This window comes from Cupriavidus taiwanensis, assembly GCF_900250075.1.
GTDB classification, from domain to species: Bacteria; Pseudomonadota; Gammaproteobacteria; order Burkholderiales; family Burkholderiaceae; genus Cupriavidus; species Cupriavidus taiwanensis_C.
In genome coordinates this window covers 1,866,947-1,892,803 of the sequence record NZ_LT977070.1, presented here as the reverse complement: position 1 = coordinate 1,892,803, position 25,857 = coordinate 1,866,947, and the positions used below count along the sequence as shown (strand labels likewise).

Genomic DNA, 25,857 nt, shown 5'->3' with positions numbered 1-25,857 from the left:
TTTAGACATACAACCCGTTAGCGCGCCCCTAATCCTCTCGAGCCCCATGGATATCCGGCAACTGGAAGCCTTCGCCGCAGTCGTCACCACCGGTAGCGTCACCGCCGCCGGGCGGCTGCTCGGCCGCTCGCAGCCCGCCATCACACGGCTGATCCAGGAACTGGAGGCCGAGCTCGGCTTCGCCCTGTTCACACGCAGCGGCCCGCGGGTCAGCCCGACCGAGCAAGGCTTCCTGCTTTACGACGAGGTCGAGCAGACGCTGGCGGGCATGCAACGGATCCGCACGCGCGCCGCGGCGCTGGCGCGCGGCGATGGCCGGCCGCTGCGAATCGCCGCCACGCCCGCGCTGGCCGCGGGCCTGCTGCCGCCGGCGCTGGCACTGGCGTTCGCGCGCGGGCTGTGCGCGCCGGAACGCGTGGCGGTGCAGAGCCAGTCGCCGGAGCAGGTGGTGCACGCGGTGCTGACCGGCGCCGCCGACATCGGCCTGAACAGCCTGCCACTGGAGCACCGCGGCGTGACCGTGCACTGGATCGGCCAGTCCGCGTGCGTGGCGGCGCTGCGCGCCGACGATCCGCTCGCGGCACGGCCCGCCCTCACCTTGCAGGACTGCCGCGGCCGCCGCCTGATCACCATGCACAACCCCTACCGGCTGCGCCGCCGCGTTGACCGCGCGCTCGCCGCAGCCGGCGTGCCGGCGGCGGGCGTGATCGACACCAACACCTCGATCAGCGCCCTGACCCTGGTGCGCGCGGGGCTGGGCATTGCCTTGCTGGAGCCGGTGACCGCGCGCGGCCTGCCGCTGACCGATATCGCGGTGCGGCCCATCGATGCCGATATCCCATTCTTCTTCGGGGTGATCACGCCGCAGGCGCGTCCGGCCAGCACCGCCGTGCTGGGGCTGGTGCAGGCGGTGGCCGACGCGGCTGCCGGACTGCTGCCCGACCTGGTGCGGCGCGAGCCGGCGGAGCACGGCGCGCTGCTGCAATCGCTCTATGGCGATGCAGGCTACGCGGCTGACCCCGGCGATGCCGTGCACCACCCCACCCACGATTCCGAACTGACTAGCCATGACTGACCCCACCGTTGCGAACGCTCCCCCGCCCGCGGGCCTCGCCGCCCTCGAAGCCCGGCTGCGCCAGGACCTGGCCTGGCTGGAGCTGCCCGCCAAGGCCTGGACCATGCCGCGCAGCGTCGACGGGCACGAGGTGCTGGACGTCGCCGTGATCGGCGGCGGCATGGCCGGCCTGGCGGCGAGTGCCACGCTGACGCACCTGGGCGTGCGCGTGCGCGCCTTCGACCGCGCCCCGGCGGGCTATGAGGGCCCGTGGGCGACCACCGCCCGCATGGAGACGCTGCGCTCGCCCAAGCAGCTCACCGGCCCCGCGCTGGGCCTGCCGGCACTGACCTTCCGCGCCTGGTTCGAGGCGCAGTTCGGCGAGGCCGCGTGGCAGGCGCTGGACAAGATCCCGCGGCTGCAATGGATGGACTACCTGCGCTGGTACCGCGAGGTGCTGGCGCTGGATATCCGCAACGAACACCAGGTCGAGCGGATCGTGCCGCGCCCAGACGGGCTGGTGGCGCTGTCGATGCAGACCCCGGCCGGCCCGCACACGGTGCTGGCGCGCCGCGTGGTGCTGGCCACCGGCCGCGACGGCCTCGGCGGCGCCTATGTGCCGCCGCTGGCGGCCGCGCTGCCGCGCCACCTGTGGGCGCATTCGTCGGACCAGATGGATTACGCCGCGCTGCGCGGCAAGCGCGTGGGCGTGGTCGGGGCCGGCGCCTCGGCCATGGACAGCGCCGCGACCGCGCTGGAAGCCGGCGCCGCCAGCGTCGAGATGCTGATCCGCCGCGCCGACATTCCGCGCGTCAACAAGAGCAAGGGCGCCGGCAACCCCGGCCTGACGTTCGGCCACTATGGCCTGCCCGACGCGTGGAAATGGCGCCTGCGCCATTACATCAACAGCCAGCAGGTGCCGCCGCCGCGCGGCAGCACGCTGCGCGTGTCGCGGCATGCCAACGCATACTTCAACCTGGGCGCCGCGCTGGAAGCGATCGAAGCGCAGGGGGATGTGCTGCGGGTGCAGACCCCGCTGGGCGAGTTCGAACTGGACTTCCTGATCTTCTCCACCGGCTTCCGCATCGCGCTGGAAACGCGCCCGGAGTTCGCCGCCTTCGCCCCGCATATCCGCTTCTGGCGCGACCGCCATGCGCCGCCCGCGAGCCAGGAAGACCGCGAGCTGTCCGATTCGCCCGATCTCGGCGAAGCCTTCGAATTCCAGGAAAAGACTCCCGGCACCTGCCCGGGCCTGACGCGCATCCACTGCTTCTGCTATCCGGCGGCGCTGTCGCATGGCACTGTCTCCGGCGACATCCCGGCGATCAGCGACGGCGCGCGCCGGCTTGGCCAGGGCATTGCCGCGCGGCTGTACCAGGAAGACATCGAGCTGCACTACGCCGCGCTGCAAGCCTATGCCGAGCCCGAGGTCTTCGGCGACGAATGGGTGCCGGCGCCGCCGCCGGCGCTGCGCACCGCCAAGGCCTGAATCCCAATCCGACTCCACCACGCAAGAGCGTCCGATGACCCAGCCCCCGACTTCCCCGGTCGACCTGATCGACCAGCTTACCGGCCTCGCGCCAGGTAGCGCCACCCACGCCCTGCGGCACCAGCGCGACAAGGTCGTGGCTGCTACCCAGGGCAGCTACGATGCCCTGTTCGACCCCGAACTGCCCGGCCTGTCGCTGGCGGAGCGGCTGCTGGTGGCGCTGTACGCCGCCCGGCTGACGCCGTCGCCGGCGCTGGCCGCGCACTACCGCGGCCGGCTCGGGCAGCTCGGCGCCGATGCCGGCCAGGTCCGCGCCGCGGCCGAGGGCACGCCCGCGGACGTGGCCGAGCCGCGCCTGCGCGCCATGCTCGAATTCACCCGCAAGCTGATCGAAAAACCGGTCGAGGGCGACCAGGCCGCGCTGCTGGCGCTGCCCGCCGCCGGCCTGAGCACCCCGGCCGTGGTCACGCTGGCGCAGCTGGTTGCGTTCCTGTCGTACCAGGTGCGGCTGGTGGCCGGACTGGACGCGCTGAAAGCCCTGCAAGCCCTGAATGACAACCCCGCCGGAGCCCAGGCATGAGCGAAATCATCAAATCCCACGGCTTCACCAACGAGGTCCTCGACTGGAAGGCATGGCTCGACGTGGTCGACCTCGACCAGGCCACGCCGGAGCAGATCGCCGTGCTCGAAGAGAGCCACCCCAAGGCCAAGGTGCAGGACTACTACCGCTTCCTGGTCCACCAGCCCGAGATCCTGCGCCAGCGCTCGACTGCCTTCAACGCCATCATGTACGCGCCCGGCGGCATGCCGCGCGCCGAACGCGAGCTGTCGACCACGGTGGTGTCGCGCATCAACGGCTGCGTCTACTGCGCCTCGGTCCATGCCCAGCGCTTCGAACAGCTGGCCAAGCGCAACGATGTGATCCGCCAGGTGTTCGACGACCCCTACAGCGCCGGCACCACCGCGCGCGAACGCGCCATCGCGAAGTTCTCGGCGGAACTCACCGAGCGGCCGGCCGAAGTTTCCGCCGAGCAGCTCAGGCCGCTGCGCGAGGCCGGTGTGACCGATGCCGAGATCCTGGACCTGATCCATTCGATCGCAATCTTTGCGTGGGCGAACCGGCTGATGCTGAATCTTGGCGAACCGGTGTTTCCCGAGCAAACCGGCGCATAGCTTCAGCCGGCGTCAGGCGCCCGTCGCGGCGTGATGCACGGCCAGCCAGACCGTAGGCTGGCCGGCATCGGTCCACGCGACGCGGTGCCGGCAGTGGGCCGGCAGGTGCAGCCAGTCGCCCGGCGCCATGCGATGCTCGCCGGGCTGCCCCTCGATCTCGAGCGCGGCACTGCCGCTCAGCAACAGCACCCATTCCGCCTGAGCGCTGTCGTACCAGAAGCCCGCGGGGCTGGCCTGGCCGTTGGAGACGATGCGCTCGATGCGCAGGCCCGGGCGTTGCAGCAGCGGCTCGAAGATTTCCTGCGCCGCGCCGGCCGGGACGCCGGCAAAAAGGTTTCCGTGTTCCGTCTGCATGGTGCCCCCTTCCGGCGCGGCTTGCGCCTCGCTCAGTCGCCCGGCCCGGGCGCGAGCACATCGCGCGCGCCGTTGCGGCCCATCGGCGAGACCAGTCCGGCCACTTCCATCTGCTCGATCAGCCGCGCCGCGCGGTTATAGCCGATGCGCAGCTGCCGCTGCACCGCCGAGATCGAGGCGCGGCGGCTGGTCAGCACGAAGCTGGCGGCCTCGTCGTAAAGCGGATCGGCCTCGCCGTCGCCGCCGCCGTCGCCGAACAGGTCGGCGCCGCCGGCCTCGGCCGGGTCGCCGGCGAGAATGGCCTCATCGTAGTCGGGCTCGCCGAACTGCTTCCAGTGCTCGACCACGCGATGCACTTCGTCGTCGGCAACAAAGGCGCCATGCACGCGCTGCGGATAGCCGGTGCCCGGCGGCAGGAACAGCATGTCGCCCTGGCCCAGCAGGCTCTCGGCGCCCATCTGGTCGAGGATGGTGCGCGAGTCGATCTTGGACGAGACCTGGAACGCCACGCGCGTGGGGATATTGGCCTTGATCAGGCCCGTGATCACGTCCACCGACGGGCGCTGCGTGGCCAGGATCAGGTGGATCCCGGCGGCACGCGCCTTCTGCGCCAGGCGCGCGATCAGTTCCTCGATCTTCTTGCCGGCGACCATCATCAGGTCGGCCAGTTCGTCGATCACCACCACGATCATCGGCAGGCGCGACAGCGGCTCGGGTGCATCCGGCGTCAGCGAGAACGGGTTGGGCACCTTCTGCCCCGCGGCCTCGGCGGCGCGGATCTTCTGGTTGTAGCCGGCCAGGTTGCGCACGCCCAGCGCCGACATCAGCTTGTAGCGCTTTTCCATTTCGCCGACGCACCAGTTGAGCGCGTGGGCGGCCTGCTTCATGTCGGTGACCACCGGCGCCAGCAGGTGCGGAATGCCCTCGTAGACCGACAGCTCCAGCATCTTGGGGTCGATCATGATCAGGCGCACGTCTTCCGGCGTGGCCTTGTACAGCATCGACAGGATCATGGCGTTGACCGCCACCGACTTGCCCGAGCCGGTGGTGCCGGCCACCAGCAGGTGCGGCGCGCGCGCCAGGTCGGTCACCACCGGGTTGCCGGTGATGTCCTTGCCCATCGCCAGCACCAACCGCGAATGATGCGCCTGGAACGAGGCGGCGTTGACGATCTCGGACAGCCGGATCATCTGCCGGCGCGCATTGGGCAGCTCCAGCCCCATGCAGGTCTTGCCGGGAATGGTCTCGACCACGCGGATCGAGGTCACGCCCAGCGCGCGCGCCAGGTCCTTCATCAGCCCGACCACCTGCGCGCCGCGCACGCCCATGGCGGGCTCGACCTCGAAGCGGGTGATCACCGGGCCGGCGCCGGCGCCGACCACGGCGACCGGCACCTTGAACTCGGCCAGCCGCTGTTCGATCAGTTCGCCGGTTTCGCGCAGGCGTTCTTCCGATACCTGCTCGGCGCTGTCGACCTCGCATTCCAGCAAGTCAGCCGGCGGCAGGCGGTAGTCGACCACGGGTCGCGGCTGCGGTGGCGCCACCGGCGCGGGCATCGGCGCGGGCGCGGGCGCGGGCGGCGTCGCGGCTGCCAGCGGCACGGTGCGGCCGACCACGGCGGGCAGCACGATGCGGGGCTTGGCGGGGGCCGGGCCGGCGGGCGCGACTTCGACGGGTGCCCGAGCTTCAGCGGAAGCGGCAGATTCGACGGGCTCGGCGGCTTCCACTGCCTCGCTTTCGCTGGCTACATCGGATACATCGGATACATCGGATACATCGGATACATCGGATACATCGGATACATCGGATACATCGGCTGCGTCGATGGCCGGCAACTGCTCCGGCTCGTCGGCTTCGCCGACCAGGCCGTTGCCGTCCATCACGGCGCTTTCCGTGCCGGCGTCTTCGGCCGGGACCAGCGCCACGGGCTCGGGCGCGCCGCCCTCCTCCATCGCGGAACTTGCGACGGCGTGGGCTACGGCGTCAGCACCGGCGTCGTGATCAGGTGCGCTCGCGTCGCGTTCCTGAGCGGTCTCGCCCGTGCTTTCCGGCACGTCGGCCAACAGAGCTTCGACTTCCGCTTCGATGGGGGCTTCCGGCGCGGCGTCAGCCAGCGGCTGTGTCGCGACCGGGTCGGGCTCGGCAGCGTTCACGTCGATGGCAGGATCCGCGGCCGCTTCGGGCATGGCCACCGGCAAGGCGTCCGCGCCCGGGGCGGCCGACTGCACTGTCGCGGGCTTGCCCATCAGGGCCTGCAACTCGGCGAGCAGGTCGAGCGCCTGCTGCCGGAGCGCGGCCAGCGATGGGGCATCGCCCTCCAGCGCAAGAGGTTCGGCCGGGACCGCGGTAACAGCGTTGTCGACCGGAACGACAGGAATGTCCGGCGCCGCCGAAACGATTTCCGGCTCTGGTGTGGGCTCGGTCTCGGGTGCGGCGATTGCCTGCGCTGGGACGACGGCCTCCGCTTCGACACTGGCGGCCGCCTGCGTGGCGACAGCGATCTCGGCGGCGGCGGCCGGCACGGCCACAGCGGCGGCGGTCTTCGCGGACGCTTCCGGCAGCGTCGTGATCGCCGAACGGACCAGCGGCTGCGGCTGGCGGAACGGGCTGCTGACCACGGTGGCGCGCAACGGCTGTGCCGGCCGCGGCGCGGGGGCCGGTGCGGGCGCGGCAGCGGCGGCCGGCTTGCGTGCCGCCGGCTGGGCGGGACGCATTGCCGGTGCGGCGGCAGCCGGCGCTGGCTGCGGGGCACGCTCAGGCCTGGGGGCGCCCGGCGCGTCGGCATGATGCAGCCAGAGTTCGCCCGGCTGCGGCGGCGATTCACGGGTGCGGCGCGGCGGCTGCCAGGCGGGCTGGCGGCGCGCGGAGACGGCCTCGAAACTGCGATGGCGCGGCGCGGGCGCGGTCCAGCCGGCGTTGCCCGCCGCCGGTGCATCGCGGCGCTCGGCCTCGCGCAGCGGCTGGGTGGCGGCGAAGGTCACCGGCGCATCGTCGGGCGCCGTGGCGGGCGCGGCGGCGCGGCGCGGCTTGCGCGCGAACAGGCTGCGCCAGGTCTCGCCGAACACCATCGGCGCGGCCAGTGCCAGCACGGCCAGCATCAGCAGCAAGGCGCCGGTCCAGCCGAACAGGTTGCCGAAGCCGCCAGCCAGCGCGCGGCCGACGCCGCCGCCGGCGGTCGATTCGGGATCCGCGCCGCTGGTCAGTGCCTCCAGGCTGGCGCTCGCGCACAGCACCGCCAGCGTGCCCAACCACACGCGCAGCGAGCCGGGCCCGGCCAGGCGCCGCTCGCCCGCCAGCCAGCGCGTCACCAGCCGCCACAGCAGCGGTACTATCCAGAAAGTCGAAAACCCGAACCAGCCCAAACCCATTATCGACATGCCATCTTCAAAACACCGGGCAGCGATTGTAGCGGTTATGACAGTCGGCGATTGAATCGGAAAGCGCAAATATTCGTAACGCGGCGCTTTTTGAACGCCATTGCGCAACGATGCCAGGACGATCGCCGGTCCATTCACGACCGTGCCATGGTCTCGCCGGCAATTGGCGTAGCCGCGCCGCGCTACCATTGGGCAACCCGGGTGCATCGCATCGCGGCGCGCCGCCCTCCCCTTCCGCCCACGCTCCATGCCAATCCGTTACGCCAGGCTGCGCATCCTCGTCGTTGAAGACCATCCATTCCAGCGTGCCGCCGCCGAGGGCCTGCTGCGCCATGTCGGCGTGCAGGCCCTGGCCAGCGCGCACAACGGCACGCAGGCGGCCGAGCTGCTGGCGCGCGAGCCGTTCGACGTGGTGCTGTGCGACATCGAGATGCCGGGCGGCAATGGCCCCGAGCTGATCGCCGAGCTGCACCGGCGCGGCCCGCGCGCCTTCGCCGGCGCGCCGCCGGTATGGGTCTGGGTCACGGCGCTGGCCGAAGACATCCTCGATTCCAACCGCGGCCTGGCGCATGCCGCCGGCATCCCGCGCGTGCACGCGCTGCGCAAGCCGCTGGCGCCCGATGCGCTCGAAGTGATCCTGGCCGATGCCCTGGTGCGCCAGGATGCCGAAGCCGGCGTGCCCGCCTGGACCCCCGACGCCGAGGAACTGCTCGCCGCGACCCGCGCCGGCACCGACCTGCTGGTCATGCTGCAGCCCCAGCACGACATTGCCAGCGGCCGCCTGGCCGGGGCCGAAGCGCTGGTGCGCTGGCGCCATCCCGAGCATGGCCTGGTGCCGCCCGACCAGTTCATCCCGCAGCTCGAGGCGCTGGACGCCGCCGACCCGGTGTTCTTTTTGGTCGCGCGCCAGTGCCTGGCGGCGCAGCAGCGCCTGCGTGCCGCCGGGGTCGAGATTGCGATGGGCCTGAACGCGTCGGCGCAGACACTGTGCCGACCGGGCCTGCTGGAATCGCTCGATGCGCTCGTGGCCGCCAGCGGCGTACCGCGGCAGGCGCTGACGGTGGAGCTGACCGAGGGCTACCCGGTGCGCGACACGCTGGCGCTGTCGGTCGCGCTGAACCGGCTGCGGCTGCTCGGCTATGGCGTGGCGATCGACGATTTCGGCGTGGGCATCGCCACGCTCAAGCTGCTGGCGGACCTGCCGTTCAGCCAGCTGAAAGTGGACCGCTCGTTCGTCGCCGCGGTCGACGGGCACGGCCAGCGCGCCACGATCTGCCGCAGCATGATCAGCCTGGCCCGGGAGCTGGGGCTGGAGTGCGTGGCCGAGGGCGTCGAGACCGAGGCCCAGCGCGCCGCGCTGCGGGCCCTGGGCTGTCCGCTGGGCCAGGGCTATCTGTGGTCGGCGCCCAGGCCGGCCGAGGCCTTCGTCGCGGACGCCATCGAGCGCGCGATGGCAACGCCGCCAGCCTGAGCCGCGGCGCCGCCAGCCTTACTGCCCGACCCGGAACGGGTACTTGGCGAAGATCTGCGCCACGGTCCTGTCGATGCGCTGCTGGGCACTGGCCTTGTCGCTGGTGTCGACGCTGCCGACCGCCACGCCTTCCCACACCAGCTTCATCTGGCGCCGGTCGACCAGGTCGATGTTGACGGTGCCCTCGGTGTAGCGGTACACGTCGTTATAGAAGCCATAGCCCGGCCACGGCGCATACAGCCCGCCGCGATAGCCGTAGTAGCCCATCATCGGCGCGGGTGCCGGGCTCACCTCCACCTTTTCCTGCAGCCTGGCATTGAAGTTTACCAGCAGGTCCGGCGACTGCGCCACGTAGCGGTAGCCGCGCGCGCCCAGTTCGCGCTGGACCGCGGTCTTGAAGTACTGGGTGGTCAGGCTTTCATAGCCGGCGCGGTCGGTGCCGGGACGCTCGACAAAGCCGAAGGTGCGGTAGGCGCTGAAGTCCGTCGCGCGGTTGTAGTCGGTCTTGATGTCGGGCACGCTGGCGCAGCCCGACAGCAGCAGCGCCGCGACAGCGGCGGGGAAGAGTTGCCGGAACGCATTCACGTTACATCTCCAGGAATTGGCGGCAAGGCGCGGGATTGCGGGTCGCGCTAGTTGAGCTTGCCGTTGATGCCGCCCACGCTGAGCCGGCCCGCCCCCAGCAGCACCACCGCCAGCGCCGCCCCCAGGTACATGCCCTGCAGCTCCAGGGCCCAGCCGCCGGTATTGGACAGCATGCCAAGCTCCTTGGTATGCACCAGCCCGATGGCGAACAGCATGTTGAGGGCAACCACCAGCGCCGCCAGCCGGCTCCACAACCCGATGATCAGCAGGATCGGCGCGACGATCTCGCCCAGGTAGACGCCGTAGGCGACCCAGGCCGGCAAGCCGGCGTCGGCGACCACCTTCGACACGAAACCGATGCCGGACGCGCCCGTGACCTTGGCGATGCCATGCATCAGGATCAACACGCCAAGCACGATGCGCAGCAGCGCCTTGCCCAAGTCCTGGGAACCCTGAGAGCCACCCATGGCCATTCTCCTTGCCGTTGTCTGTGAGAGGTTGTCGATCCATGCGCCTTAGCCCTCACGCGCACGGTTCGCCCCTGTACCTTAGTGCGAGGCGGCGTGAACGTAAAGCCGCAAATGCGCGACACTGGCCAGCACCGGCGCGGCCGGCACCACCCCTTGCACACGGCCCGGCACATGCCGCATGCGGCGCTACACCACGCGGTGCATCGACGGCGTGCGCGGCTGCTGCATGCCGACCTTGTGCGCGCATTCCGGCAACACCTCGCCCAGGAAGTCCAGGAAACGCCGCGTGGCCGGCGTCACGCCCTTGCGCGACGGGAACACCGCGTGCAGCGTGCCGACCGGCATGTCGTACTGCGGCAGCACCAGTTCCAGCTCGCCGCTCTCCAGCGCCTCGCGGCAGAACATGCGCGGCAGCATGGCCACGCCGACCCCGGCGATGGCGGCCTCGCGCAGCAAGGCGAATTCGTCGGTGACCAGGCGCGGATCGTAGGCGATCTGGATCGAATCGCCGGTCTTGCAGCGCAGGGTCCAGACATGCTTGCCGTCGTGCGGCTGCTGGCCCACGCCCGGCATGCCGTCGAGCGCCTGCGGCGTGCGCGGCCGGCCGATGCTGTCGAGCAGCGCCGGGCTGGCCACCAGCATCAGTTCGCTTTCGCCAAAGGTGCGTACCGCCAGGCTGGAATCTTCCATGACCTCGCGCACCCGCAGCGCCAGGTCGAAGCCCTCGCCGATCACGTCGACGCGCCGGTTGGTGGTCTCCAGTTCGATGCGCACGGCCGGGTTGGCGCGCATGAAGTGGCCGATCGCCGGCGCCAGCAGGATCTGGGCGATGGCGATCGGGCAGCTCACCCGCAGCGTGCCGCCGGGCTGCTCGCGCGCCTGCTCGATGACCTCGCGCGCGGCCTCGGCCTCGTTGAGCATGGCGCGGCAGCGTTCGTAGAAGGAGTCCCCCAGCGGGGTCACGCGTACCTGGCGCGTGGTCCGGCGCAGCAGCTGCACGCCCAGGTCGCGCTCGAGCTGGGCGATGCGCCGGCTCAGGCGCGACTTGGGCACGCCGGTGGCGCGGCTGGCCGCGGAAAAGCTGCCGTGCTCGACCACTTGGGCGAACAGCGACAGGTCGTTGAGGTCTTGCATGGATGGCTCCGGGGTCACCCCGATGGCGCCGCAAACCCCGGTCCGGAGGCGCCGGAGTGGCGTTGCATCGGTAGAACAATCATTTGCATTTTGCCTCACTACCGATACCAATGGCCAGCCGCTATCTTTCCTCCATCGCAACCGCACCCTTGTGGAGAAAGACATGAACATCCTGCAGATCGATACCAGCGTCCTCGGCGACAACTCCGTTTCGCGCAGCCTGACCGCCAGCGTGGTGGCCGACCTGGTTGCCGCCAACCCCGGCGCCACCGTAACCGTGCGCGACCTGGACCAGGATGCCCCGGCGCACCTGTCCGGCAACCTGCTGCCCGTGCTGGGCGGCCCCAAGGATGGCCTGAACGCCGTGCAGCAGGCCGAGCTGCAGCGCACCGAGCAGTGGCTGGCCGAGTTCCTCGCCGCCGACGTGCTGGTGCTGGGCGTGCCGCAGTACAACTTCAGCATCCCGAGCCAGCTCAAGGCCTGGATCGACCGCATCGCGCAGGCCGGCCGCACCTTCAAGTACACCGAGAACGGCCCGGTGGGCCTGGCCGGCGGCAAGCGCGTGATCGTGGTGTCGTCGCGCGGCGGCGTGCGCCAGGATGCCAACGCGCTGGACCTGCACGAGCAGACCGTCGACGTGGTGCTCCGCTTCCTGGGCATCACCGACATCACCTACGTGCGCGCCCACGGCCTGGCCATGGGGCCGGAGTTCCGCGAAGCCGGGCTGGCCAGCGCCCGCACCGAGATCGCGGCGCTGAACGACGCCAGCCGGCTCGCCGCCTGACACGCCCCGGGGCCGCATGGGGCCGGGCCGGCGCTGTAGGACGGCGCCGGCTCGCCCCGGGAGCGGATCGGGTCTATGATGGTTCGGGGCGCTACGGCGCCCCGCGTGCCATGGGCGGCGCGCAGCCGCGGCCCGTGGGCGCCGGTGGCGCACCGCCTGCAGTCATCGACCGATCCAACCCGGGAGCCCGCATGACTTCAGCCCTGTTGCCAGGAGCCGCCCTCCATCCGCCGCACGAACCCGCGCTGCTTTCGCAGTACCGGCATGTACGCGCCGCCACCGAGACCCTGGTGGCCGACCTGTCCGATGCCGATGCCACCGTGCAGTCGATGGACGACGCCAGCCCGGCCAAATGGCACCTGGCGCACACCACGTGGTTCTTCGAGGAGTTCGTGCTGGCCGCGCGCGTGCCGGACTACGAGCCGGTGGACCCGTCCTACCGCTATCTCTTCAACTCCTACTATGAAGCGGTCGGCGCGCGGCACCCGCGGCCGCAGCGCGGGCTGCTGACGCGCCCGTCGCTGGACGAAGTGCTGGCGTACCGCGAGGCGGTCGACGAAGCGATGCTGTCGCTGCTGGGCACAGCCCAGACCGACGACGAGGCGGCGCTGATCACGCTTGGCCTGCAGCATGAACAGCAGCACCAGGAACTGCTGCTGACCGACGTGCTGCACCTGTTCGCGCAGAACCCGCTGCGCCCCGCCTTTGCGCCGGAACTGCCCGCGCCCGTGATTGCCGACCCGCGTCCCGCGCCGGACTGGATCGGCTTCGACGGCGGCCTGGTCGAGATCGGCCACCGCGGCGAGACCTTCGCCTTCGATTGCGAAACCCCGCGCCACAAGACCTACCTGGCCCCCTTCACGCTGTGCTCGCACCCGGTCAGCAACCGGCAGTGGTTCGAGTTCATCGAGGATGGCGGCTACCAGAGCGCCGGGCTGTGGCTGTCCGACGGCTGGCGCTGGGTGGCAGAGCAAGGCATCCAGGCGCCGCTCTACTGGGAAGAACGCGAAGGCACCTGGTGGCAGATGACGCTGCGTGGCATGCATCCGGTCGATCCGGACAGCCCGGTGACCCACGTCAGCTTCTACGAGGCCGACGCGTTCGCACGCTGGGCCGAGCGCCGGCTGCCAACCGAGGCGGAATGGGAGCACGCGGCCAGCCGCCTGCCGGCCACCGGGAATTTTGTCGAGGGGCGCGCGCTGCGGCCGTTGCCGGACCGGCAGAACACCGCCGGCGTGCTGCGCCAGATGTTCGGCGACGTCTGGGAATGGACCGCCAGCGCCTTCCTGCCCTATCCGGGCTTCCGCCCCAACCCGGGCGCGGTGGGCGAGTACAACGGCAAGTTCATGAGCGGCCAGATGGTGCTGCGCGGCGGGTCGTGCGTCACCCCCGAATCGCATATCCGCGCGACCTACCGCAACTTCTTCTATCCGCACCAGCGCTGGCAGTTCACCGGCGTGCGGCTGGCCGACGACGCCTAGGCCGGGGCCCAGTATGGCGCCAGCCAGCGCCACGTCAGCCACGCCAGCGCCACCCATACCAACACTATGACCACGGCGGCCGCGCGATTGCGCGGCCGTTGCGCATGGGAGGCCTGCCACGCTTCGGCACGGCCGCGGCATTCGTCCTTGACCGTGGCCGGAATCATCCGCAGCGTGAGCCAGATGCCCAGCGGCACCAGCAGCACGTCATCCAGGTAGCCCAGCACCGGGATGAAATCCGGGATCAGGTCGATCGGGCTGAAGGCGTAGGCCACCACCAGCGCGCCCAGCAGCCGCGCCGCCCACGGCGTGCCGGGGTGGCGGCTGCAGAACCACAGCGTCAGCAGGCTGCCCTTGAGCCCGCGCGCCCACTGGCGCAGGCGCGAAGCGCTGGCCATCGCCGCCGCGCCGGCTTACCAGCCCTTGCCCTGCGGTGCCGCGGGGCGCTGGCCGCCGGGCTCGGCGACGGGCGGCTTCAGCGGCGGCGCCGCCACGATCGGGGTCTGCGGATACAGCTTCTGCCAGCGCGCCTTCAGCCCGCTGGCGATCTCGGCCTGGTTGTAGCGCTCGGCAAAGTCGATTGCGGTCATGCCCTGCTGATTCTTCAGGCGCATGTCGGCGCCTTCGTCCAGCAACAGCTTGACGGTCTCGATATGGCCGCCGCGCGCGGCCATCATCAGCGGCGTGGTGCCGTTGGGGCTTTCGGCATCGATATACGCGGCATGGTCGACCAGGTACTTGACCACGTCGTTGTGGCCGTTGGTGGCGGCGTAGTGCAGCGGGGCCCAGCCGGTCTTGTTGATCTCGGCCTCCATGTCGTCGACCATCAGCTTGACCATGTCGAGCTGGCCCTGCAGCGCGGCCATCATCAGCGGGGTTTCGCCGGCCGGGTTGGCCTTGTCGAAATCGATATCCTTGGCGCGGATCAGCACCGTGGCCGCCTTCAGCGACTTCTCGCGCAGCGCCAGCACCAGCGCCGGGTTGCCGCGGTTGTCGACAACATTGGGGTCGACGCCCTTGGCCAGCAGCTTCTTGACGGTGTTGGCGTCGTCGAATTCCACCGCCTTGCGCATGTCGTCGGCCGGCGCGGCCTGGGCGAGCGTGGCGGCGGCCAGCGCGACAGCGCCGGCGGCACAGCGGACGAACTTCATGTCAAACATGAGATTTCCTGTCAATGTGCTTGAATAAGTTGAAGAAATTTGCCGTCGTCTGTTCTGCGACCTGTTCCACCGGCACCCCGCGCAGCTGCGCGATGAACTCGCCCACATGGCGCACCCAGGCCGGCTCGTTGGTCTTGCCGCGGTATGGCACCGGGGCCAGGTAAGGGGAATCGGTCTCGATCAGCATGCGCTCGAGCGGCACCTTGCGCGCGGTTTCCTGCAGGTCCGCCGCGCTCTTGAAGGTGACGATGCCGGAAAACGAGATATGGAAGCCCTGGTCCAGCGCCTGGCGGGCGACGTCCCAGGTTTCGGTGAAGCAGTGCATCACGCCGCCGGCTTCACCCGCGTTTTCCTCGCGCATCAGGCGCAGCGTGTCGTCGGCGGACGAGCGGGTATGGATGATCAGCGGCTTGCCGGTCTGGCGCGCGGCGCGGATATGGGTGCGGAAGCGTTCGCGCTGCCATTCCATCTCGGCAATGCTGCGGCCGTTGAGCCGGTAGTAGTCCAGCCCGGTCTCGCCGGTGCCGACCACGCGCGGGTGGGCGGACAGCGCCACCAGCCGCTCCAGCGTCGGCTCCTCGCCCTCTTCGTAGTCAGGATGCACGCCGACCGACGCGTACAGGTTGGGATGCTGCTCGGCCAGCGCCAGCACGCGCGGGAAGTCTTCCAGCGTGACCGAGATGCACAGCGCATGCGTGACCTGGTTGGCGCGCATGTTTTCCAGCAGTTCCGGCAGGCGCGCGGCCAGTTCGGGGAAATCGATATGGCAGTGGGAATCGACAAACATGGGAAATCTCAGGTACGGCGTTCAGGCGGCGCTCAGGCTGCGTCCACGCGGCGGCCGACGATGATCAGGTCGCGCTCGACGCCGTCGAGCACGGCCACGCGCGGCAGGTCGCCCCAGCGCGTGAAGCCCAGCGCCGCGAACAGGCCCAGGCTGGGCGCGTTGTGGCCGAAGATAAAGCCGAGCAGCGTGTTGACGCCAACCGCGGGCGCGTGGTCGATGGCCTGCTGCAGCAGGTAGCGCCCCAGCCCCTGGCCGCGGCGCTGCGCGTCCAGGTAGATCGATACCTCGGCGGTGGCGCCATAGGCGGGGCGCCCGTAGAAATCGGAAAAGCTCATCCAGCCGGCCATGCTGCCGCCGGCATCCTCGCACACCCACAGCGGACGGCGCGCGGGCTGATGAGCGTCGAACCACGCCTGGCGCGAGGCCACGGTGACCGGCTCGGTGTCGGCGGTGACCATGCGCGAAGCCACGGTGCTGTTGTAGATGGCGACAATGCCCGGCAGATCGCGGGGTTCGGCAATGCGTAGCAAAAAATTCATCGAAAATCAAATGGTTGCGAGGGAAATCTCACAACATTCATAAAGTTTGGGTGGGGCGCCCGGACTCCAGCATCTTGCCCAGGATTTCCTCCACCGCGCGGCGCAGGTTGCGTCCGTTGTCGTCGTCGGGCAGGTGCACGCCGACGCCTGGCGTCTTCATCGGCGTGCCCGCGGGGGTGATCCAGGCCACGTGGCCTGCGATCTGGTATTTCTGCGGCCGGTCCAGCAGCGACAATACCAGGAACACCTGTTCGCCCAGCCGGAACGGCCGGTTCGACGGCACGAAGATGCCGCCGCGCGCCAGGAACGGCATATAGGCCGCGTACAGCCCGGCCTGGTCCTTGATCGACAGCGACAGCACGTTGGGGCGCGACGCCGCCCCGCTGCCCGCTGCGCCGCCCGCCGTGTTGCCAAACCCCGCCTCGCCCGGCGCAGTGCCGGCGACTGCCGTGTTCATGGATGACCCCCTGACAATGACGATGCTGCTTGTTGTTATGGTTCGGGTCCGGCCGCGGCCGCGCTAGCGGAACAGCTGCCGGTACTCGAGGAATACCGCTTCCATCACCAGCCGTGCCGCCAGCGGATGGTTCTCGCTGCGGCGGTGCGAGTTCAGGCGCGCGGCAAACGCCTGCAGGCCGCGCGCATCGGTGGCACCGGCGCAGCGCGCCAGCACGGCGCGCTCCCTGGGGAAGTACCGCGGCGTGGCACCGCCATCCAGCCGCAGTGCCAGCAGATCGTACGTCCAGCGCTGCAGGATGCCAAGCACGGCGGGCACCGGCAGCTTCTGCAGTTGCTCGGCCGCCGCGGCGGCGTCGATGGCGGCCGCGGCGCCGAGCTGGCCCACCAGCCAGCGCTGCAGCGGCTGCTCCTCGGCCTCGGCCGCGTGCAGCGCGGTCAGCGGCGCGCCGCCGGCCAGCGCCAGCTGGGCCTCGGCATCCGCCACGCCCTGCCCGCGCAGCCACGCCAGCGCGGCCTCGGGGGTCGGGCGCTGGGCCGAAAACTGGCGGCAGCGCGACAGGATGGTCGGCAGGATGCGGTCAAGCCGGTCGGTCACCAGCAGGAACACCGTCGACGGCGGCGGTTCCTCCAGCGTCTTGAGCAAGGCGTTGGCGCCCTCGGTCTGCAGCGCGTCGAGCGGATAGACCACCACCACGCGCAACCCGGCGCGGTGCGTGCCTACCGCCACGGCCTCGATCAGCGCGCGCACCTGCTCCATGCGGATGATCTTGCTGGGCGCCTTTTTCTTGCCGCCCTCGTCGGTTTCCGCCTCGGCCGAGGCGTCGAGGGCCTCGGGCCGCACCACCGTGAAATCCGGATGGTTGCCCTGGCTGAACCAGTGGCAGGCGGCGCATTGCCCGCACGGCTGCCCGTCCGCCAGCGGCGCCTCGCACAGCAGCCCCTGGGCGAAATGCAACGCCAGGTCGCGCTTGCCGATGCCTTGCTGGCCGTGGATCAGCAAGGCATGCGGCAGCCGCTCGCGCAGCGCGCCCAGCCGTTGCCAGTCTTCTTTCTGCCAGGGATATAGCATGTAAATCAGTAAGTTAGCGGTCCAACTTCGAGTACCGGCTGAATATCGCCGTGGGGCTGGATAAAAATGCCGGCTAATCAGATAGTTGCGAGGATCTTTTCAAGCTCGTCGCGAATATCGGCAATGCTGCGGGTCGCGTCGATAACGCGGAAGCGCTGCGGCGACTGGGCCGCGCGGCGCAGATACTCGTCGCGGGTGCGCTGGAAGAAGGCGCGCGATTCCGCCTCGAACTTGTCGGGCGTGCGCGCGGCGGCCAGGCGGGCGCTGGCGGTCTCCAGCGGCACGTCGAACAGCAGCGTCAGGTCTGGCTGCAAGCCGCCCTGGACCCAGCCTTCCAGCACTTCGAGCCGTCCGGTGGCGAGGCCCCGGCCGCCGCCCTGATAGGCAAAGGTGGCATCGGTAAAGCGGTCGGAAATGACCCACTTGCCGCGCTCCAGCGCCGGGGCGATGACTTCGGCGATATGCTCGCGCCGCGCCGCGAACATCAGCAGCGCTTCGGTTTCCAGGTGCATCTTGCGGTGCAGCAGGATCTGGCGCAGGTCTTCGCCCAGCGACGTGCCGCCGGGCTCGCGGGTGGTGACGACACCGGCGATGTCGGCGCGCGCGCGCAGGCGGTCGGCAACCCAGTCGATATGGGTGCTCTTGCCGGCGCCGTCGATGCCCTCGAAGGTAATGAATTTTCCGCGCATGGAATGCCTATTTGCCGCGCTGGTACTTGTCGACCGCGCGGTTGTGTTCGGGTAGCGAGTTGGAGAAATGGCTGCTGCCGTCGCCGCGGGCAACGAAGTACAGCGCGTCGGACGGCGCCGGCGTGGTCGCCGCGGCCAGAGAGGCCAGCCCCGGCAGCGCGATCGGCGTGGGCGGCAGGCCGGTGCGGGTGTAGGTATTGTACGGGGTGTCGGCCTGCAGGTCGCGCTTGCGCAGGTCGCCGTCGAAGGCCTCGCCCAGTCCGTAGATCACGGTCGGGTCGGTCTGCAGCAGCATGTTCTTGCGCAGCCGGTTGATGAACACCGCGGCGATCATCGGGCGCTCGGCGGCCTGGCCGGTTTCCTTCTCGACGATCGACGCCATCACCAGCGCCTCGTACGGGGTCTTGTACGGCAGGCCGGGCGAGCGCGCGTTCCAGGCCTCGTTCAGGCGGCGCTGCATGGCGCGGTAGGCGTGCTTGTACAACTCGAGGTCGCTGCTGCCGCGCGCGAACAGGTAGGTGTCGGGAAAGAACAGCCCTTCGGGCGAAGCCTCCGCCGCGCCGATGGCTTTCATCAGTTCCGCGTCGGACATGCCGCGGGTGTCGTGTCGCAGCGCCGGGCTGGCGTCGACCGCGGCGCGCATCTTGCGGAATTCCCAGCCCTCGATCACCGTGACCACGTAGTGCGTGACTTCGCCGCGGGCCACTTTGCCGACGATCGACAGCGGCGTGGCGCCGGTTTCGAATTCATAGCCGCCGGCCTTGAGGTCGGCGCCGTGGCCGGTCAGCCGCGCCAGCAGCACGAACAGCCGCGGGTCCATGCCCACGCCGCCACGCTGGATCTGCCGGCCGACGCTGGCCACGCCGGAATTAGGCTTGATCACCACTTCCACCGGCGACCTGGCAAGCGCCACCGGGTGATTGGCCCACCACGCGAAGCCGCCCGCGGCCGCCAGCGCAAATACCAGCACGGCAAGCCCAAGACTGAGGAATAAACGTTTCATGTATCCGTTGTAGCGACCAGCCCCGGGCACCGTCGGCGCAACCACGCGCCGCGGCAGACCAACGGCGCCGGCCGAAAATCTCGTAGCCCCATATAATAACCGGCAGCCTGGCACCGACCGTGAGCCGTGGCGCCGGCGCCTCCGCAGGCCCGGCACCGCGCCCCTTCGGTGGCCTGAACTCTTCCCCCGATTTGCCTCGACGATTGCCTCGCAATGCCAGCATTGAATCCCCAAGCCCAGGAACTCGCCGCAAACCTTGACGCGCTGACTGCCGGCGGCGTGGTTTGCACACCGGCCGGGCTCGGCCTCGTCCGCGTGGCGGGCGACGATGCCGCCAGCTTCCTGCACACCCAGCTGACCAACGCGGTCGACGACCTGGCGCCGGGCACGGCGCGCCTGGCCGGTTACTGCTCGCCCAAGGGCCGGCTGCTGGCCACCTTCCTGATGTGGCGCGACGCCGACGGCATCGTGCTGCAGCTGTCGGCCGAGATCCAGCCTGCGGTGCAGAAGCGGCTGTCGATGTTCGTGCTGCGCGCCAAGGCCAGGCTGGCCGATATCACCCCGAGCCATGCCATCCTCGGCGTGGCCGGCGCCGGCGCCGCCGGGGCGCTTGCCGTGGCCGGGCTGCCCGCGCCGGAGACCGCCTTTGCCGTGGCCACGGCCGACGGCGCCACCGTGATCCGCCTGCCGGACAGCGCCGGCCAGCCGCGCTGGCAGCTGGTGTTGCCGGCCGAGCGTGCCGACGCGCTGCGCGCGAAGCTGTCCGCCACGCTGACGGCTGCCGAGCCGGCGTTGTGGGACTGGCTCGAGGTGCAATCCGGCCTGCCCCGCATCGTCGCCGCCACGCAGGAGCAGTTCGTGCCGCAGATGATCAATTTCGAGCTGGTCGGCGGCGTCAATTTCCGCAAGGGCTGCTATCCCGGCCAGGAAGTGGTGGCGCGCAGCCAGTACCGCGGCACCCTCAAGCGCCGCATGTGGCTGGTGCAGGGCGAAGGCGAGGTGCCGGCGCCCGCGGCCGAAATCTATCGTCCGGAAGACCCGGGCCAGCCCTGCGGCATGATCGTCAACGCCGCGCCCGCGCCCGATGGCGGCTGGGCCGGGCTGGCCGAGCTGAAGATCGATGCCGCCGGCAGCGCGCTGCGCCTGGGCAGCGCCGAAGGCGCGGCACTGGCCACCGCCAGCCTGCCCTATGCGGTGCCGCTTGGCGAAGCCGCCCAGGCCGCCAGCTGATTGCACGGGATCCGCCATGAGCGATCACCTCTATGTCTATTTCCGCGTGCCGGAAGCCGTCGCCGCCGAGGCGCTGCCGCACTGGCACCGCTGGATGGAAACGGTCGCCGAAGCCACCGGAATTGGTGGTACGCTGATGCGCAGGCCGGAAACCCGCGCCGGCGTGCAGACCTGGATGGAGTGCTACGCCGACGTGCCGCCCGCGTTCGATGCCACGCTGGAAGGGCTGTGGCGGCAGAGCGGGCTGGACCAGTGGATAGAAGGCGAGCGGCGCGCCGAACACTTTATCGACCTGGACGTGCTGTAGGCGCCCTTGAACAGCGTTATGGCGCCGTCGGACTGAAGTACGCGGGGACCGCTGGCGCGGCAACCCCTGCGGCAAAGGAAGCAAAACGATGTGTCTGATCCTGGTTGCCTGGCAATCGCACCCGGACTATGCCCTGGTCGTGGCCGGCAACCGCGATGAATTCTATGCCCGCCCCGCGGCGGCCGCGCACTGGTGGCAGGATGCGCCCCAGGTGCTGGCCGGCCGCGACCTCGCCGAGGTCATCGGCGAACCCGGCACCTGGATGGGCGTCAACGCCGAGGGCCGCTTCGCCGCGCTCACCAACTACCGCGCCCCGTCCGAAAAACGCACCGACGCCCGTTCGCGCGGCGAGCTGGTGGCGGGCTTCCTGCGCGGCCACGCGGCGCCGTTCGACTACCTCGACGGCCTCGCCGGCGAAGACGGCGCCTACAACGGCTTCAACCTGCTGGCGAGCGACCTGCGCGAACTGTGGTGGTACAGCAACCGCTCGGCGTCGCGCCAGCCGCAACGGCTGCGCCCCGGCCTGTACGGGCTGTCCAACGCGCTGCTCGACACGCCCTGGCCCAAGGTGCGCAGCCGCGTCGGCGCGCTGGCCGAAGTGCTGGCCGCGGACAGCGGCCAGCCCACCGCCAGCGCCGAACCCTACCTGCAGATGCTGGCTGACCAACGCCAGGCGGCGGATTTCGAGCTGCCCGCCACCGGCGTGGCGCCGGAGTGGGAAAAGCTGCTGTCGTCGGCCTTTATCCGTTCGCCGATGTACGGCACGCGCGCCAGCACCGTGCTGCGCATCCGCCACGACGGGCGCTTCGACCTGAACGAGCGCAGCTTTGACGCCGATGGCCGCATCGGCGAGGTGGCCTACCACGGCACGCTGAACCTGTCGCGCGACACCGGCATCGTGCAGGCGCCGCGCTGAGCACCGCGCGCCGCCGCTTTATCGCCGCAGGCGCTTGCGCATCTCCACGTGCGGGATGCCCGCCTCTTCGAATTCCGGCCCCACCTGCTCGAAGCCCACGCGCGCATAGAACGGCGCCGCGTGGGTCTGCGCGTTGAGCACCAGTTCCGGATAACCCAGCTGTTCCGCCTTGCGCATCAGCGCCTCCAGCACCAGCGCGCCGACGCCGCTGCCGCGCGCCGGCTTCAGCACGGCCATGCGGCCGATATGGCCGTCGGGCAGAAGCCGGCCGGTGGCCAGCGGCGTGCCATCCTCGTCCAGCGCCAGCGCATGCCAGCTGGGCTCGTCCCATTCGTCCCATTCCAGTTCCACCGGCACGCCCTGCTCTTCGACAAAGACGGTGTAGCGGATGGCGCGCGCACGCTCGCGGGCTTCGGACCAGGGGCAGATCAGGACGGTGGTGGGCATGGCGTCAAAACGGGCAAGTGGCAATGCGGGCGCCAATGATACGCCAGCCCCGCCCCCACCGCAGCCGCCCCAATATGGAGCAGTGGGCGCACGGGACCGGCATGAAATGCACCATATCAGGGTTTACCTGGGGTCGGCAGCCGCATAGCAAATTTGTATGATGACCTGATTACCGAATGACCGGGAAAGCTGCCGTGTTCCAGAAAGTCCCTGCCCGCGCCCTGACTGACAACGTCGCCGAACAGCTGCTGGACAAGATCCAGAGCGGCGCCTTCGCCCGCGGCGACAAGCTGCCCACCGAGGCGGTGCTGTCCGAAGAGTTCGGCGTCAGCCGCACCGTGGTGCGCGAGGCCATCTCCCGGCTGAAATACGAAGGCGTGGTCGAGTCGCGCCAGGGCAGCGGCGTGTTCGTGACGCTGCAGGCCGGCATCCGGCCGCTGCGCATCGACTACACCGACACCGGTACGCTCGAAGCGGTGCTGCAGATCGTCGAGCTGCGCCGCGCGATCGAGGCCGAGGTGGCCGCGCAGGCGGCCCGGCGCCGCACCGATGCCTCGATGGCGGCGATCGACGCCGCGCTGGCCCGCCTCGACGAGGTGGTGGCGCAGGGCGGCGACGGCGTCGCCGAGGACGTGGGCTTTCACCGCGCCATCGCCGAAGCGACCGGCAATCCTTATTTCCTCAAGACGCTGGAATTCCTGAGCCAGTACCTGGAAGCCGCCACGCGCGTGACCCGCACCAACGAAGCGCGCCGCGCGGACTTTTCGCGCCAGGTGCGCGAGGAACACCAGGCCATCGTCGCCGCGATCCGCGCCGGCGACCCGCTGGCCGCGCGCAATGCCGCGCAGAACCACATGTACAACGCCGCGCACCGGCTGGCGCAACTGGGCGCAGACGAGAGCGGCGCGACGCACGGCGCCACCAACTGACGCGCCGTCGCAAGCATCGAATCATCCGTATCTGTTTCAGGGAGTCCCTATGTCCAGGAATATCGGCGTCATCGGCCTTGGTGCCATGGGCTTTGGTGTCGCGCAGTCGCTGCTGCGGGCCGGTTTCAACGTGCACGCCTGCGACCTGCGTGCCGAAGTGCTGCAGCGCTTTGCCGATGCCGGCGGCGTGCCGTGCGCCTCGCCCGCCGAGCTGGGCAGCCGCTGCGACGTGGTGCTGACGCTGGTGGTCAATGCGCAGCAGACCGAGGCCGTGCTGTTCGGCGCCGACGGTGCCGTGGCGTCGATGCAGCCGGGCAAGCTGGTGATCGCCAGCGCCACGGTGCCGCCGGGCTTTGCCGGGACCTTGGGACAGCGCCTCGCCGAAAAAGGCCTGCTGATGCTGGACGCGCCGGTCTCCGGCGGTGCCGCGCGCGCCGCCAGCGGCGAAATGACCATGATGACCTCGGGCCCCGCCGAAGCCTACGCGCTGGCCGAGGACGTGCTGGCCGCCATCGCCGGCAAGGTCTACCGCCTGGGCGCCGCGCACGGCGCCGGCTCCAAGGTCAAGATCATCAACCAGCTGCTGGCCGGCGTGCATATCGCCGCCGCGGCCGAGGCGATGGCGCTGGGCCTGCGCGAAGGCGTGGACCCGGACGCGCTCTATGACGTGATCACGCACAGCGCCGGCAACTCGTGGATGTTCGAGAACCGCGTGCCGCATATCCTGAAGGGCGACTACACCCCCCTGTCGGCGGTCGACATCTTCGTCAAGGACCTGGGCATGGTGCTCGACACCGCGCGCACCAGCAAATTCCCGCTGCCGCTGTCGGCCGCGGCGCACCAGATGTTCATGATGGCCTCCACCGCCGGCCACGGCGGCGAAGACGATTCGGCCGTGATCAAGATCTTCCCGGGCATCGAACTGCCGGGCAAGGCCGAATAAGGAGCACCGACCATGACCGCGCTCCTGGGCTGTATCGCCGACGACTTTACCGGCGCCACCGACCTCGCCAACACGCTGGTGCGCAATGGCATGCGCACCGTGCAGACCATCGGCGTGCCCGCATCCATGGCCGATATCGGCAGCGCCGACGCCGTGGTGGTCGCACTCAAGTCGCGCACCGTGCCCGCGGCCCAGGCCGTGGCCGAGTCGCTGGCCGCGCTGCAATGGCTGCGCGCGCAGGGCTGCCGCCAGTTCGTCTTCAAGTACTGCTCCACCTTCGATTCGACCGACGCCGGCAATATCGGCCCGGTGGCCGAGGCCCTGCTGGCGGCGCTGGACAGCGACTTCACCATCGCCTGCCCGGCCTTCCCCGAGAACGGCCGCACCATTTTCCGCGGTCACCTGTTCGTCGGCGACGCGCTGCTGAACGAATCGGGCATGGAGCACCATCCGCTGACGCCGATGACCGATGCCAACCTGGTGCGCGTGCTGCAGCGCCAGAGCAAGCACAAGGTTGGGCTGCTGCGCCATGACGCGGTCGCGCGCGGGGCGCAGGCCACGGCCGGGCGCATCGCCGCGCTGCGCGGCGAGGGTGTACGCATGGCAATTGCCGATGCCGTCTCCGACGCCGACCTGCTTACGCTGGGCGAGGCGTGCGCCGGGCTGCCGCTGATCACCGGCGGCTCCGGCATCGCGCTGGGCCTGCCCGAGAACTTCCGCCGCGCCGGCCTGCTGCCGCAGCGCGCCGACGCCGACGCGGTGCCGGCCATCGACGGCCCCGGCGTGGTGCTGGCCGGCAGCGCCTCGCGCGCGACCAACGGGCAAGTGGCGCGCTGGCTGGAGCAAGGCCGCCCGGCGCTGCGCATCGACCCGCTCGCGCTGGCGCGCGGCGAAGCCGTGGCCGACGCCGCGCTGGACTTCGCCGCCTCGCACGACGAGCCGGTGCTGGTCTACGCCACCTCCAGCCCCGACGAGGTCAAGGCCGTGCAGGCCGAACTGGGCGTCGAGCGTGCCGGCCACCTGGTCGAGCAATGCCTGGCCACCGTTGCGGCCGGCCTGCTCGCACGTGGCACGCGCCGCTTTGTCGTCGCCGGCGGCGAGACCTCGGGCGCCGTGGTACAGGCGCTGAACGTCCGCGCGCTGCGTATCGGCACACAGATCGCTCCGGGTGTGCCGGCCACGGTCACGCTCGGCGCCACGCCGCTGGCGCTGGCGCTCAAGTCGGGCAATTTCGGCGGCCCGGACTTCTTCGACGAAGCGCTGCGCCAGCTGGGAGCCGAGTGATGAGCACCGAAAGCAAGCTGCGCGAAGAGATCTGCCGCATCGGCGCCAGCCTCTACCAGCGCGGCTATACCGTCGGCTCGGCCGGCAACATCAGCGCGCGGCTGGACGATGGCTGGCTGATCACCCCGACCGATGCCTGCCTGGGCATGATGGATCCGGCCGCGGTCGCCAAGGTCGCCGCCGACGGCAGCTGGGTCTCGGGCGACAAGCCATCCAAGACGCTGACACTGCATCGCGCGATCTATGACAACAACCCCGGGGCGCACGCCGTGGTGCATACGCACTCGACTCACCTCGTGGCCCTGACGCTCGCCGGGGTCTGGCAACCCGACGACGTACTGCCGCCACTCACGCCGTATTACGTGATGAAGGTCGGCCATATCCCGCTGATTCCCTATCACCGGCCCGGCGATCCCGCGGTCGCCGCGCGCGTGGCCACGCTGGCCGCGCAGGTGCGCGGCGTGCTGCTGGAGCGCCTGGGGCCGGTGGTGTGGGAGTCCAGCGTCTCGCGCGCCGCGTTCGCGCTGGAAGAACTGGAGGAGACCGCCAAGCTATGGATGATGATGAAGGACACGCCGGGCTTCGCCGCCCGCGCGGCGCTGCCCGACGGCGCACTGGCTGAGTTGCGCGACGCCTTCCAGGCGCGCTGGTAGCACAGCCCTCTTTTTTCCGACTGACACGGCCATACGGATCTGACCGGCGCGGTTGCCTTGCGGCCACCGT

The 25,857-nt window shown here is 70.2% G+C and carries 28 protein-coding genes; 14 read left to right on the top strand and 14 right to left on the bottom strand.

What is annotated here, in order from left to right; all coding sequences use genetic code 11:
• Positions 1-46 precede the first annotated feature (46 nt).
• The 4 genes from CBM2588_RS08810 to CBM2588_RS08795 are packed head-to-tail and all read left to right on the top strand — an operon-like array spanning position 47 to position 3,716.
• Entirely contained in the window at positions 47-1,075 is a 1,029-nt protein-coding gene (locus CBM2588_RS08810; RefSeq protein ID WP_115680214.1) for a LysR family transcriptional regulator, read from the top strand.
• Entirely contained in the window at positions 1,068-2,543 is a 1,476-nt protein-coding gene (locus tag CBM2588_RS08805; RefSeq protein WP_115680213.1) for a flavin-containing monooxygenase, read from the top strand. The genes CBM2588_RS08810 and CBM2588_RS08805 overlap by 8 nt, the downstream gene beginning before the upstream one ends.
• A 34-nt stretch (positions 2,544-2,577) precedes the next feature.
• Complete coding sequence (locus CBM2588_RS08800; RefSeq protein WP_115680212.1) at positions 2,578-3,123, top strand: CMD domain protein; 546 nt, start codon at positions 2,578-2,580, stop codon at positions 3,121-3,123.
• Positions 3,120-3,716 carry a peroxidase-related enzyme gene (locus CBM2588_RS08795; RefSeq protein WP_115680211.1) on the top strand — a complete coding sequence of 199 codons (597 nt, stop codon included), beginning with the start codon at positions 3,120-3,122 and terminating at the stop codon, positions 3,714-3,716. Before CBM2588_RS08800 ends, CBM2588_RS08795 begins: the two co-directional genes overlap by 4 nt.
• 12 nt (positions 3,717-3,728) lie before the next feature.
• Here CBM2588_RS08795 and CBM2588_RS08790 read toward each other — a convergent pair whose 3' ends face one another.
• Both CBM2588_RS08790 and CBM2588_RS08785 read right to left on the bottom strand, forming a co-directional pair.
• Positions 3,729-4,070 carry a cupin domain-containing protein gene (locus CBM2588_RS08790; RefSeq protein ID WP_115680210.1) on the bottom strand — a complete coding sequence of 114 codons (342 nt, stop codon included), beginning with the start codon at positions 4,068-4,070 and terminating at the stop codon, positions 3,729-3,731.
• A gap of 32 nt (positions 4,071-4,102) precedes the next feature.
• Positions 4,103-7,438 (bottom strand): DNA translocase FtsK 4TM domain-containing protein, encoded by a 3,336-nt coding sequence (locus CBM2588_RS08785; protein ID WP_115680209.1) that lies wholly within the window; start codon positions 7,436-7,438, stop codon positions 4,103-4,105.
• 256 nt (positions 7,439-7,694) lie between these two features.
• Here CBM2588_RS08785 and CBM2588_RS08780 point away from each other — a divergent pair, with 256 nt between their 5' ends.
• Positions 7,695-8,918 (top strand): EAL domain-containing response regulator, encoded by a 1,224-nt coding sequence (locus tag CBM2588_RS08780; RefSeq protein WP_115680208.1) that lies wholly within the window; start codon positions 7,695-7,697, stop codon positions 8,916-8,918.
• Positions 8,919-8,936: 18 nt separating this feature from the next.
• On the opposite strand, the gene CBM2588_RS08775 is transcribed toward CBM2588_RS08780, so the two are convergent.
• The 3 genes from CBM2588_RS08775 to CBM2588_RS08765 all read right to left on the bottom strand — a co-directional run bounded on the left by CBM2588_RS08775 (position 8,937) and on the right by CBM2588_RS08765 (position 11,107).
• Complete coding sequence (locus tag CBM2588_RS08775) at positions 8,937-9,503, bottom strand: DUF4136 domain-containing protein (protein WP_115680207.1); 567 nt, start codon at positions 9,501-9,503, stop codon at positions 8,937-8,939.
• 47 nt (positions 9,504-9,550) lie between these two features.
• A complete protein-coding gene (locus tag CBM2588_RS08770; protein WP_115680206.1) occupies positions 9,551-9,970 on the bottom strand; it encodes a DoxX family protein in 420 nt (139 codons plus the stop codon).
• 189 nt (positions 9,971-10,159) lie between these two features.
• Positions 10,160-11,107, bottom strand: coding sequence for a LysR family transcriptional regulator (locus CBM2588_RS08765; protein ID WP_115680205.1), 948 nt, complete (start codon positions 11,105-11,107; stop codon positions 10,160-10,162).
• A gap of 163 nt (positions 11,108-11,270) precedes the next feature.
• Between CBM2588_RS08765 and CBM2588_RS08760 the strand changes: the two genes are divergently transcribed.
• The gene (locus tag CBM2588_RS08760; protein ID WP_115680204.1) at positions 11,271-11,891 is read left to right on the top strand and encodes an FMN-dependent NADH-azoreductase; all 621 of its coding nucleotides are present in this window, start codon (positions 11,271-11,273) and stop codon (positions 11,889-11,891) included.
• Between the two features lie 191 nt (positions 11,892-12,082).
• Positions 12,083-13,372: an ergothioneine biosynthesis protein EgtB gene (gene egtB / locus CBM2588_RS08755; protein ID WP_115680203.1), complete on the top strand. Its 1,290-nt coding sequence runs from the start codon at positions 12,083-12,085 to the stop codon at positions 13,370-13,372.
• On the opposite strand, the gene CBM2588_RS08750 is transcribed toward egtB, so the two are convergent.
• The 8 genes from CBM2588_RS08750 to mltG form a co-directional block, all read right to left on the bottom strand.
• Complete coding sequence (locus CBM2588_RS08750; RefSeq protein WP_115680202.1) at positions 13,369-13,770, bottom strand: YkvA family protein; 402 nt, start codon at positions 13,768-13,770, stop codon at positions 13,369-13,371. The two genes, egtB and CBM2588_RS08750, sit on opposite strands and share 4 nt — an antisense overlap.
• Positions 13,771-13,785: 15 nt before the next feature.
• The gene (locus CBM2588_RS08745; RefSeq protein WP_115680201.1) at positions 13,786-14,532 is read right to left on the bottom strand and encodes an ankyrin repeat domain-containing protein; all 747 of its coding nucleotides are present in this window, start codon (positions 14,530-14,532) and stop codon (positions 13,786-13,788) included.
• Positions 14,525-15,319: a TatD family hydrolase gene (locus CBM2588_RS08740; protein WP_115680200.1), complete on the bottom strand. Its 795-nt coding sequence runs from the start codon at positions 15,317-15,319 to the stop codon at positions 14,525-14,527. Before CBM2588_RS08740 ends, CBM2588_RS08745 begins: the two co-directional genes overlap by 8 nt.
• A 32-nt stretch (positions 15,320-15,351) precedes the next feature.
• Positions 15,352-15,858, bottom strand: a complete 507-nt coding sequence (locus CBM2588_RS08735) for a GNAT family N-acetyltransferase (protein ID WP_115680199.1) — start codon at positions 15,856-15,858, stop codon at positions 15,352-15,354.
• Positions 15,859-15,895: 37 nt separating this feature from the next.
• Positions 15,896-16,315 carry a PilZ domain-containing protein gene (locus CBM2588_RS08730; protein ID WP_115680198.1) on the bottom strand — a complete coding sequence of 140 codons (420 nt, stop codon included), beginning with the start codon at positions 16,313-16,315 and terminating at the stop codon, positions 15,896-15,898.
• Between the two features lie 63 nt (positions 16,316-16,378).
• Entirely contained in the window at positions 16,379-17,386 is a 1,008-nt protein-coding gene (locus CBM2588_RS08725) for a DNA polymerase III subunit delta' (RefSeq protein ID WP_115680197.1), read from the bottom strand.
• 77 nt (positions 17,387-17,463) lie between these two features.
• The gene (gene tmk, locus CBM2588_RS08720; RefSeq protein ID WP_092316382.1) at positions 17,464-18,075 is read right to left on the bottom strand and encodes a dTMP kinase; all 612 of its coding nucleotides are present in this window, start codon (positions 18,073-18,075) and stop codon (positions 17,464-17,466) included.
• A 7-nt stretch (positions 18,076-18,082) separates the two neighbouring features.
• Complete coding sequence (mltG, locus tag CBM2588_RS08715) at positions 18,083-19,078, bottom strand: endolytic transglycosylase MltG (protein WP_115680196.1); 996 nt, start codon at positions 19,076-19,078, stop codon at positions 18,083-18,085.
• Between the two features lie 213 nt (positions 19,079-19,291).
• Between mltG and ygfZ the strand changes: the two genes are divergently transcribed.
• From ygfZ to CBM2588_RS08700, 3 genes are all read left to right on the top strand, one after another.
• A complete protein-coding gene (gene ygfZ, locus CBM2588_RS08710) occupies positions 19,292-20,308 on the top strand; it encodes a CAF17-like 4Fe-4S cluster assembly/insertion protein YgfZ (RefSeq protein ID WP_115680195.1) in 1,017 nt (338 codons plus the stop codon).
• A gap of 16 nt (positions 20,309-20,324) precedes the next feature.
• The gene (locus CBM2588_RS08705; protein WP_115680194.1) at positions 20,325-20,615 is read left to right on the top strand and encodes a DUF4936 family protein; all 291 of its coding nucleotides are present in this window, start codon (positions 20,325-20,327) and stop codon (positions 20,613-20,615) included.
• Positions 20,616-20,703: 88 nt separating this feature from the next.
• Complete coding sequence (locus CBM2588_RS08700; RefSeq protein WP_115680193.1) at positions 20,704-21,531, top strand: NRDE family protein; 828 nt, start codon at positions 20,704-20,706, stop codon at positions 21,529-21,531.
• Between the two features lie 18 nt (positions 21,532-21,549).
• Here CBM2588_RS08700 and CBM2588_RS08695 read toward each other — a convergent pair whose 3' ends face one another.
• Positions 21,550-21,978: a GNAT family N-acetyltransferase gene (locus CBM2588_RS08695; RefSeq protein ID WP_115680192.1), complete on the bottom strand. Its 429-nt coding sequence runs from the start codon at positions 21,976-21,978 to the stop codon at positions 21,550-21,552.
• A gap of 194 nt (positions 21,979-22,172) precedes the next feature.
• Here CBM2588_RS08695 and CBM2588_RS08690 point away from each other — a divergent pair, with 194 nt between their 5' ends.
• The 4 genes from CBM2588_RS08690 to otnC are packed head-to-tail and all read left to right on the top strand — an operon-like array spanning position 22,173 to position 25,787.
• Positions 22,173-22,907 (top strand): FadR/GntR family transcriptional regulator, encoded by a 735-nt coding sequence (locus tag CBM2588_RS08690; RefSeq protein ID WP_115681441.1) that lies wholly within the window; start codon positions 22,173-22,175, stop codon positions 22,905-22,907.
• A 49-nt stretch (positions 22,908-22,956) separates the two neighbouring features.
• Entirely contained in the window at positions 22,957-23,850 is an 894-nt protein-coding gene (gene ltnD, locus CBM2588_RS08685) for an L-threonate dehydrogenase (protein ID WP_115680191.1), read from the top strand.
• 12 nt (positions 23,851-23,862) lie between these two features.
• On the top strand, positions 23,863-25,134 hold the full coding sequence (gene otnK / locus CBM2588_RS08680) for a 3-oxo-tetronate kinase (RefSeq protein ID WP_115680190.1): 1,272 nt from the start codon (positions 23,863-23,865) through the stop codon (positions 25,132-25,134).
• Positions 25,134-25,787, top strand: coding sequence for a 3-oxo-tetronate 4-phosphate decarboxylase (otnC, locus tag CBM2588_RS08675; protein ID WP_115680189.1), 654 nt, complete (start codon positions 25,134-25,136; stop codon positions 25,785-25,787). Before otnK ends, otnC begins: the two co-directional genes overlap by 1 nt.
• The last annotated feature ends 70 nt before the right edge of the window (positions 25,788-25,857 follow it).

Bases quoted from the DNA above. Each gene is read 5' to 3' on its own strand.
- CBM2588_RS08810 (WP_115680214.1), top strand. From the start codon at position 47: ATGGATATCCGGCAACTGGAAGCCTTCGCCGCAGTCGTCACCACCGGT.
- CBM2588_RS08805 (WP_115680213.1), top strand. From the start codon at position 1,068: ATGACTGACCCCACCGTTGCGAACGCTCCCCCGCCCGCGGGCCTCGCC.
- CBM2588_RS08800 (WP_115680212.1), top strand. From the start codon at position 2,578: ATGACCCAGCCCCCGACTTCCCCGGTCGACCTGATCGACCAGCTTACC.
- CBM2588_RS08795 (WP_115680211.1), top strand. From the start codon at position 3,120: ATGAGCGAAATCATCAAATCCCACGGCTTCACCAACGAGGTCCTCGAC.
- CBM2588_RS08790 (WP_115680210.1), bottom strand. From the start codon at position 4,070: ATGCAGACGGAACACGGAAACCTTTTTGCCGGCGTCCCGGCCGGCGCG.
- CBM2588_RS08785 (WP_115680209.1), bottom strand. From the start codon at position 7,438: ATGGGTTTGGGCTGGTTCGGGTTTTCGACTTTCTGGATAGTACCGCTG.
- CBM2588_RS08780 (WP_115680208.1), top strand. From the start codon at position 7,695: ATGCCAATCCGTTACGCCAGGCTGCGCATCCTCGTCGTTGAAGACCAT.
- CBM2588_RS08770 (WP_115680206.1), bottom strand. From the start codon at position 9,970: ATGGGTGGCTCTCAGGGTTCCCAGGACTTGGGCAAGGCGCTGCTGCGC.
- CBM2588_RS08765 (WP_115680205.1), bottom strand. From the start codon at position 11,107: ATGCAAGACCTCAACGACCTGTCGCTGTTCGCCCAAGTGGTCGAGCAC.
- CBM2588_RS08760 (WP_115680204.1), top strand. From the start codon at position 11,271: ATGAACATCCTGCAGATCGATACCAGCGTCCTCGGCGACAACTCCGTT.
- egtB (WP_115680203.1), top strand. From the start codon at position 12,083: ATGACTTCAGCCCTGTTGCCAGGAGCCGCCCTCCATCCGCCGCACGAA.
- CBM2588_RS08750 (WP_115680202.1), bottom strand. From the start codon at position 13,770: ATGGCCAGCGCTTCGCGCCTGCGCCAGTGGGCGCGCGGGCTCAAGGGC.
- CBM2588_RS08745 (WP_115680201.1), bottom strand. From the start codon at position 14,532: ATGTTTGACATGAAGTTCGTCCGCTGTGCCGCCGGCGCTGTCGCGCTG.
- CBM2588_RS08740 (WP_115680200.1), bottom strand. From the start codon at position 15,319: ATGTTTGTCGATTCCCACTGCCATATCGATTTCCCCGAACTGGCCGCG.
- CBM2588_RS08735 (WP_115680199.1), bottom strand. From the start codon at position 15,858: ATGAATTTTTTGCTACGCATTGCCGAACCCCGCGATCTGCCGGGCATT.
- CBM2588_RS08730 (WP_115680198.1), bottom strand. From the start codon at position 16,315: ATGAACACGGCAGTCGCCGGCACTGCGCCGGGCGAGGCGGGGTTTGGC.
- CBM2588_RS08725 (WP_115680197.1), bottom strand. From the start codon at position 17,386: ATGCTATATCCCTGGCAGAAAGAAGACTGGCAACGGCTGGGCGCGCTG.
- tmk (WP_092316382.1), bottom strand. From the start codon at position 18,075: ATGCGCGGAAAATTCATTACCTTCGAGGGCATCGACGGCGCCGGCAAG.
- mltG (WP_115680196.1), bottom strand. From the start codon at position 19,078: ATGAAACGTTTATTCCTCAGTCTTGGGCTTGCCGTGCTGGTATTTGCG.
- ygfZ (WP_115680195.1), top strand. From the start codon at position 19,292: ATGCCAGCATTGAATCCCCAAGCCCAGGAACTCGCCGCAAACCTTGAC.
- CBM2588_RS08705 (WP_115680194.1), top strand. From the start codon at position 20,325: ATGAGCGATCACCTCTATGTCTATTTCCGCGTGCCGGAAGCCGTCGCC.
- CBM2588_RS08700 (WP_115680193.1), top strand. From the start codon at position 20,704: ATGTGTCTGATCCTGGTTGCCTGGCAATCGCACCCGGACTATGCCCTG.
- CBM2588_RS08695 (WP_115680192.1), bottom strand. From the start codon at position 21,978: ATGCCCACCACCGTCCTGATCTGCCCCTGGTCCGAAGCCCGCGAGCGT.
- ltnD (WP_115680191.1), top strand. From the start codon at position 22,957: ATGTCCAGGAATATCGGCGTCATCGGCCTTGGTGCCATGGGCTTTGGT.
- otnK (WP_115680190.1), top strand. From the start codon at position 23,863: ATGACCGCGCTCCTGGGCTGTATCGCCGACGACTTTACCGGCGCCACC.
- otnC (WP_115680189.1), top strand. From the start codon at position 25,134: ATGAGCACCGAAAGCAAGCTGCGCGAAGAGATCTGCCGCATCGGCGCC.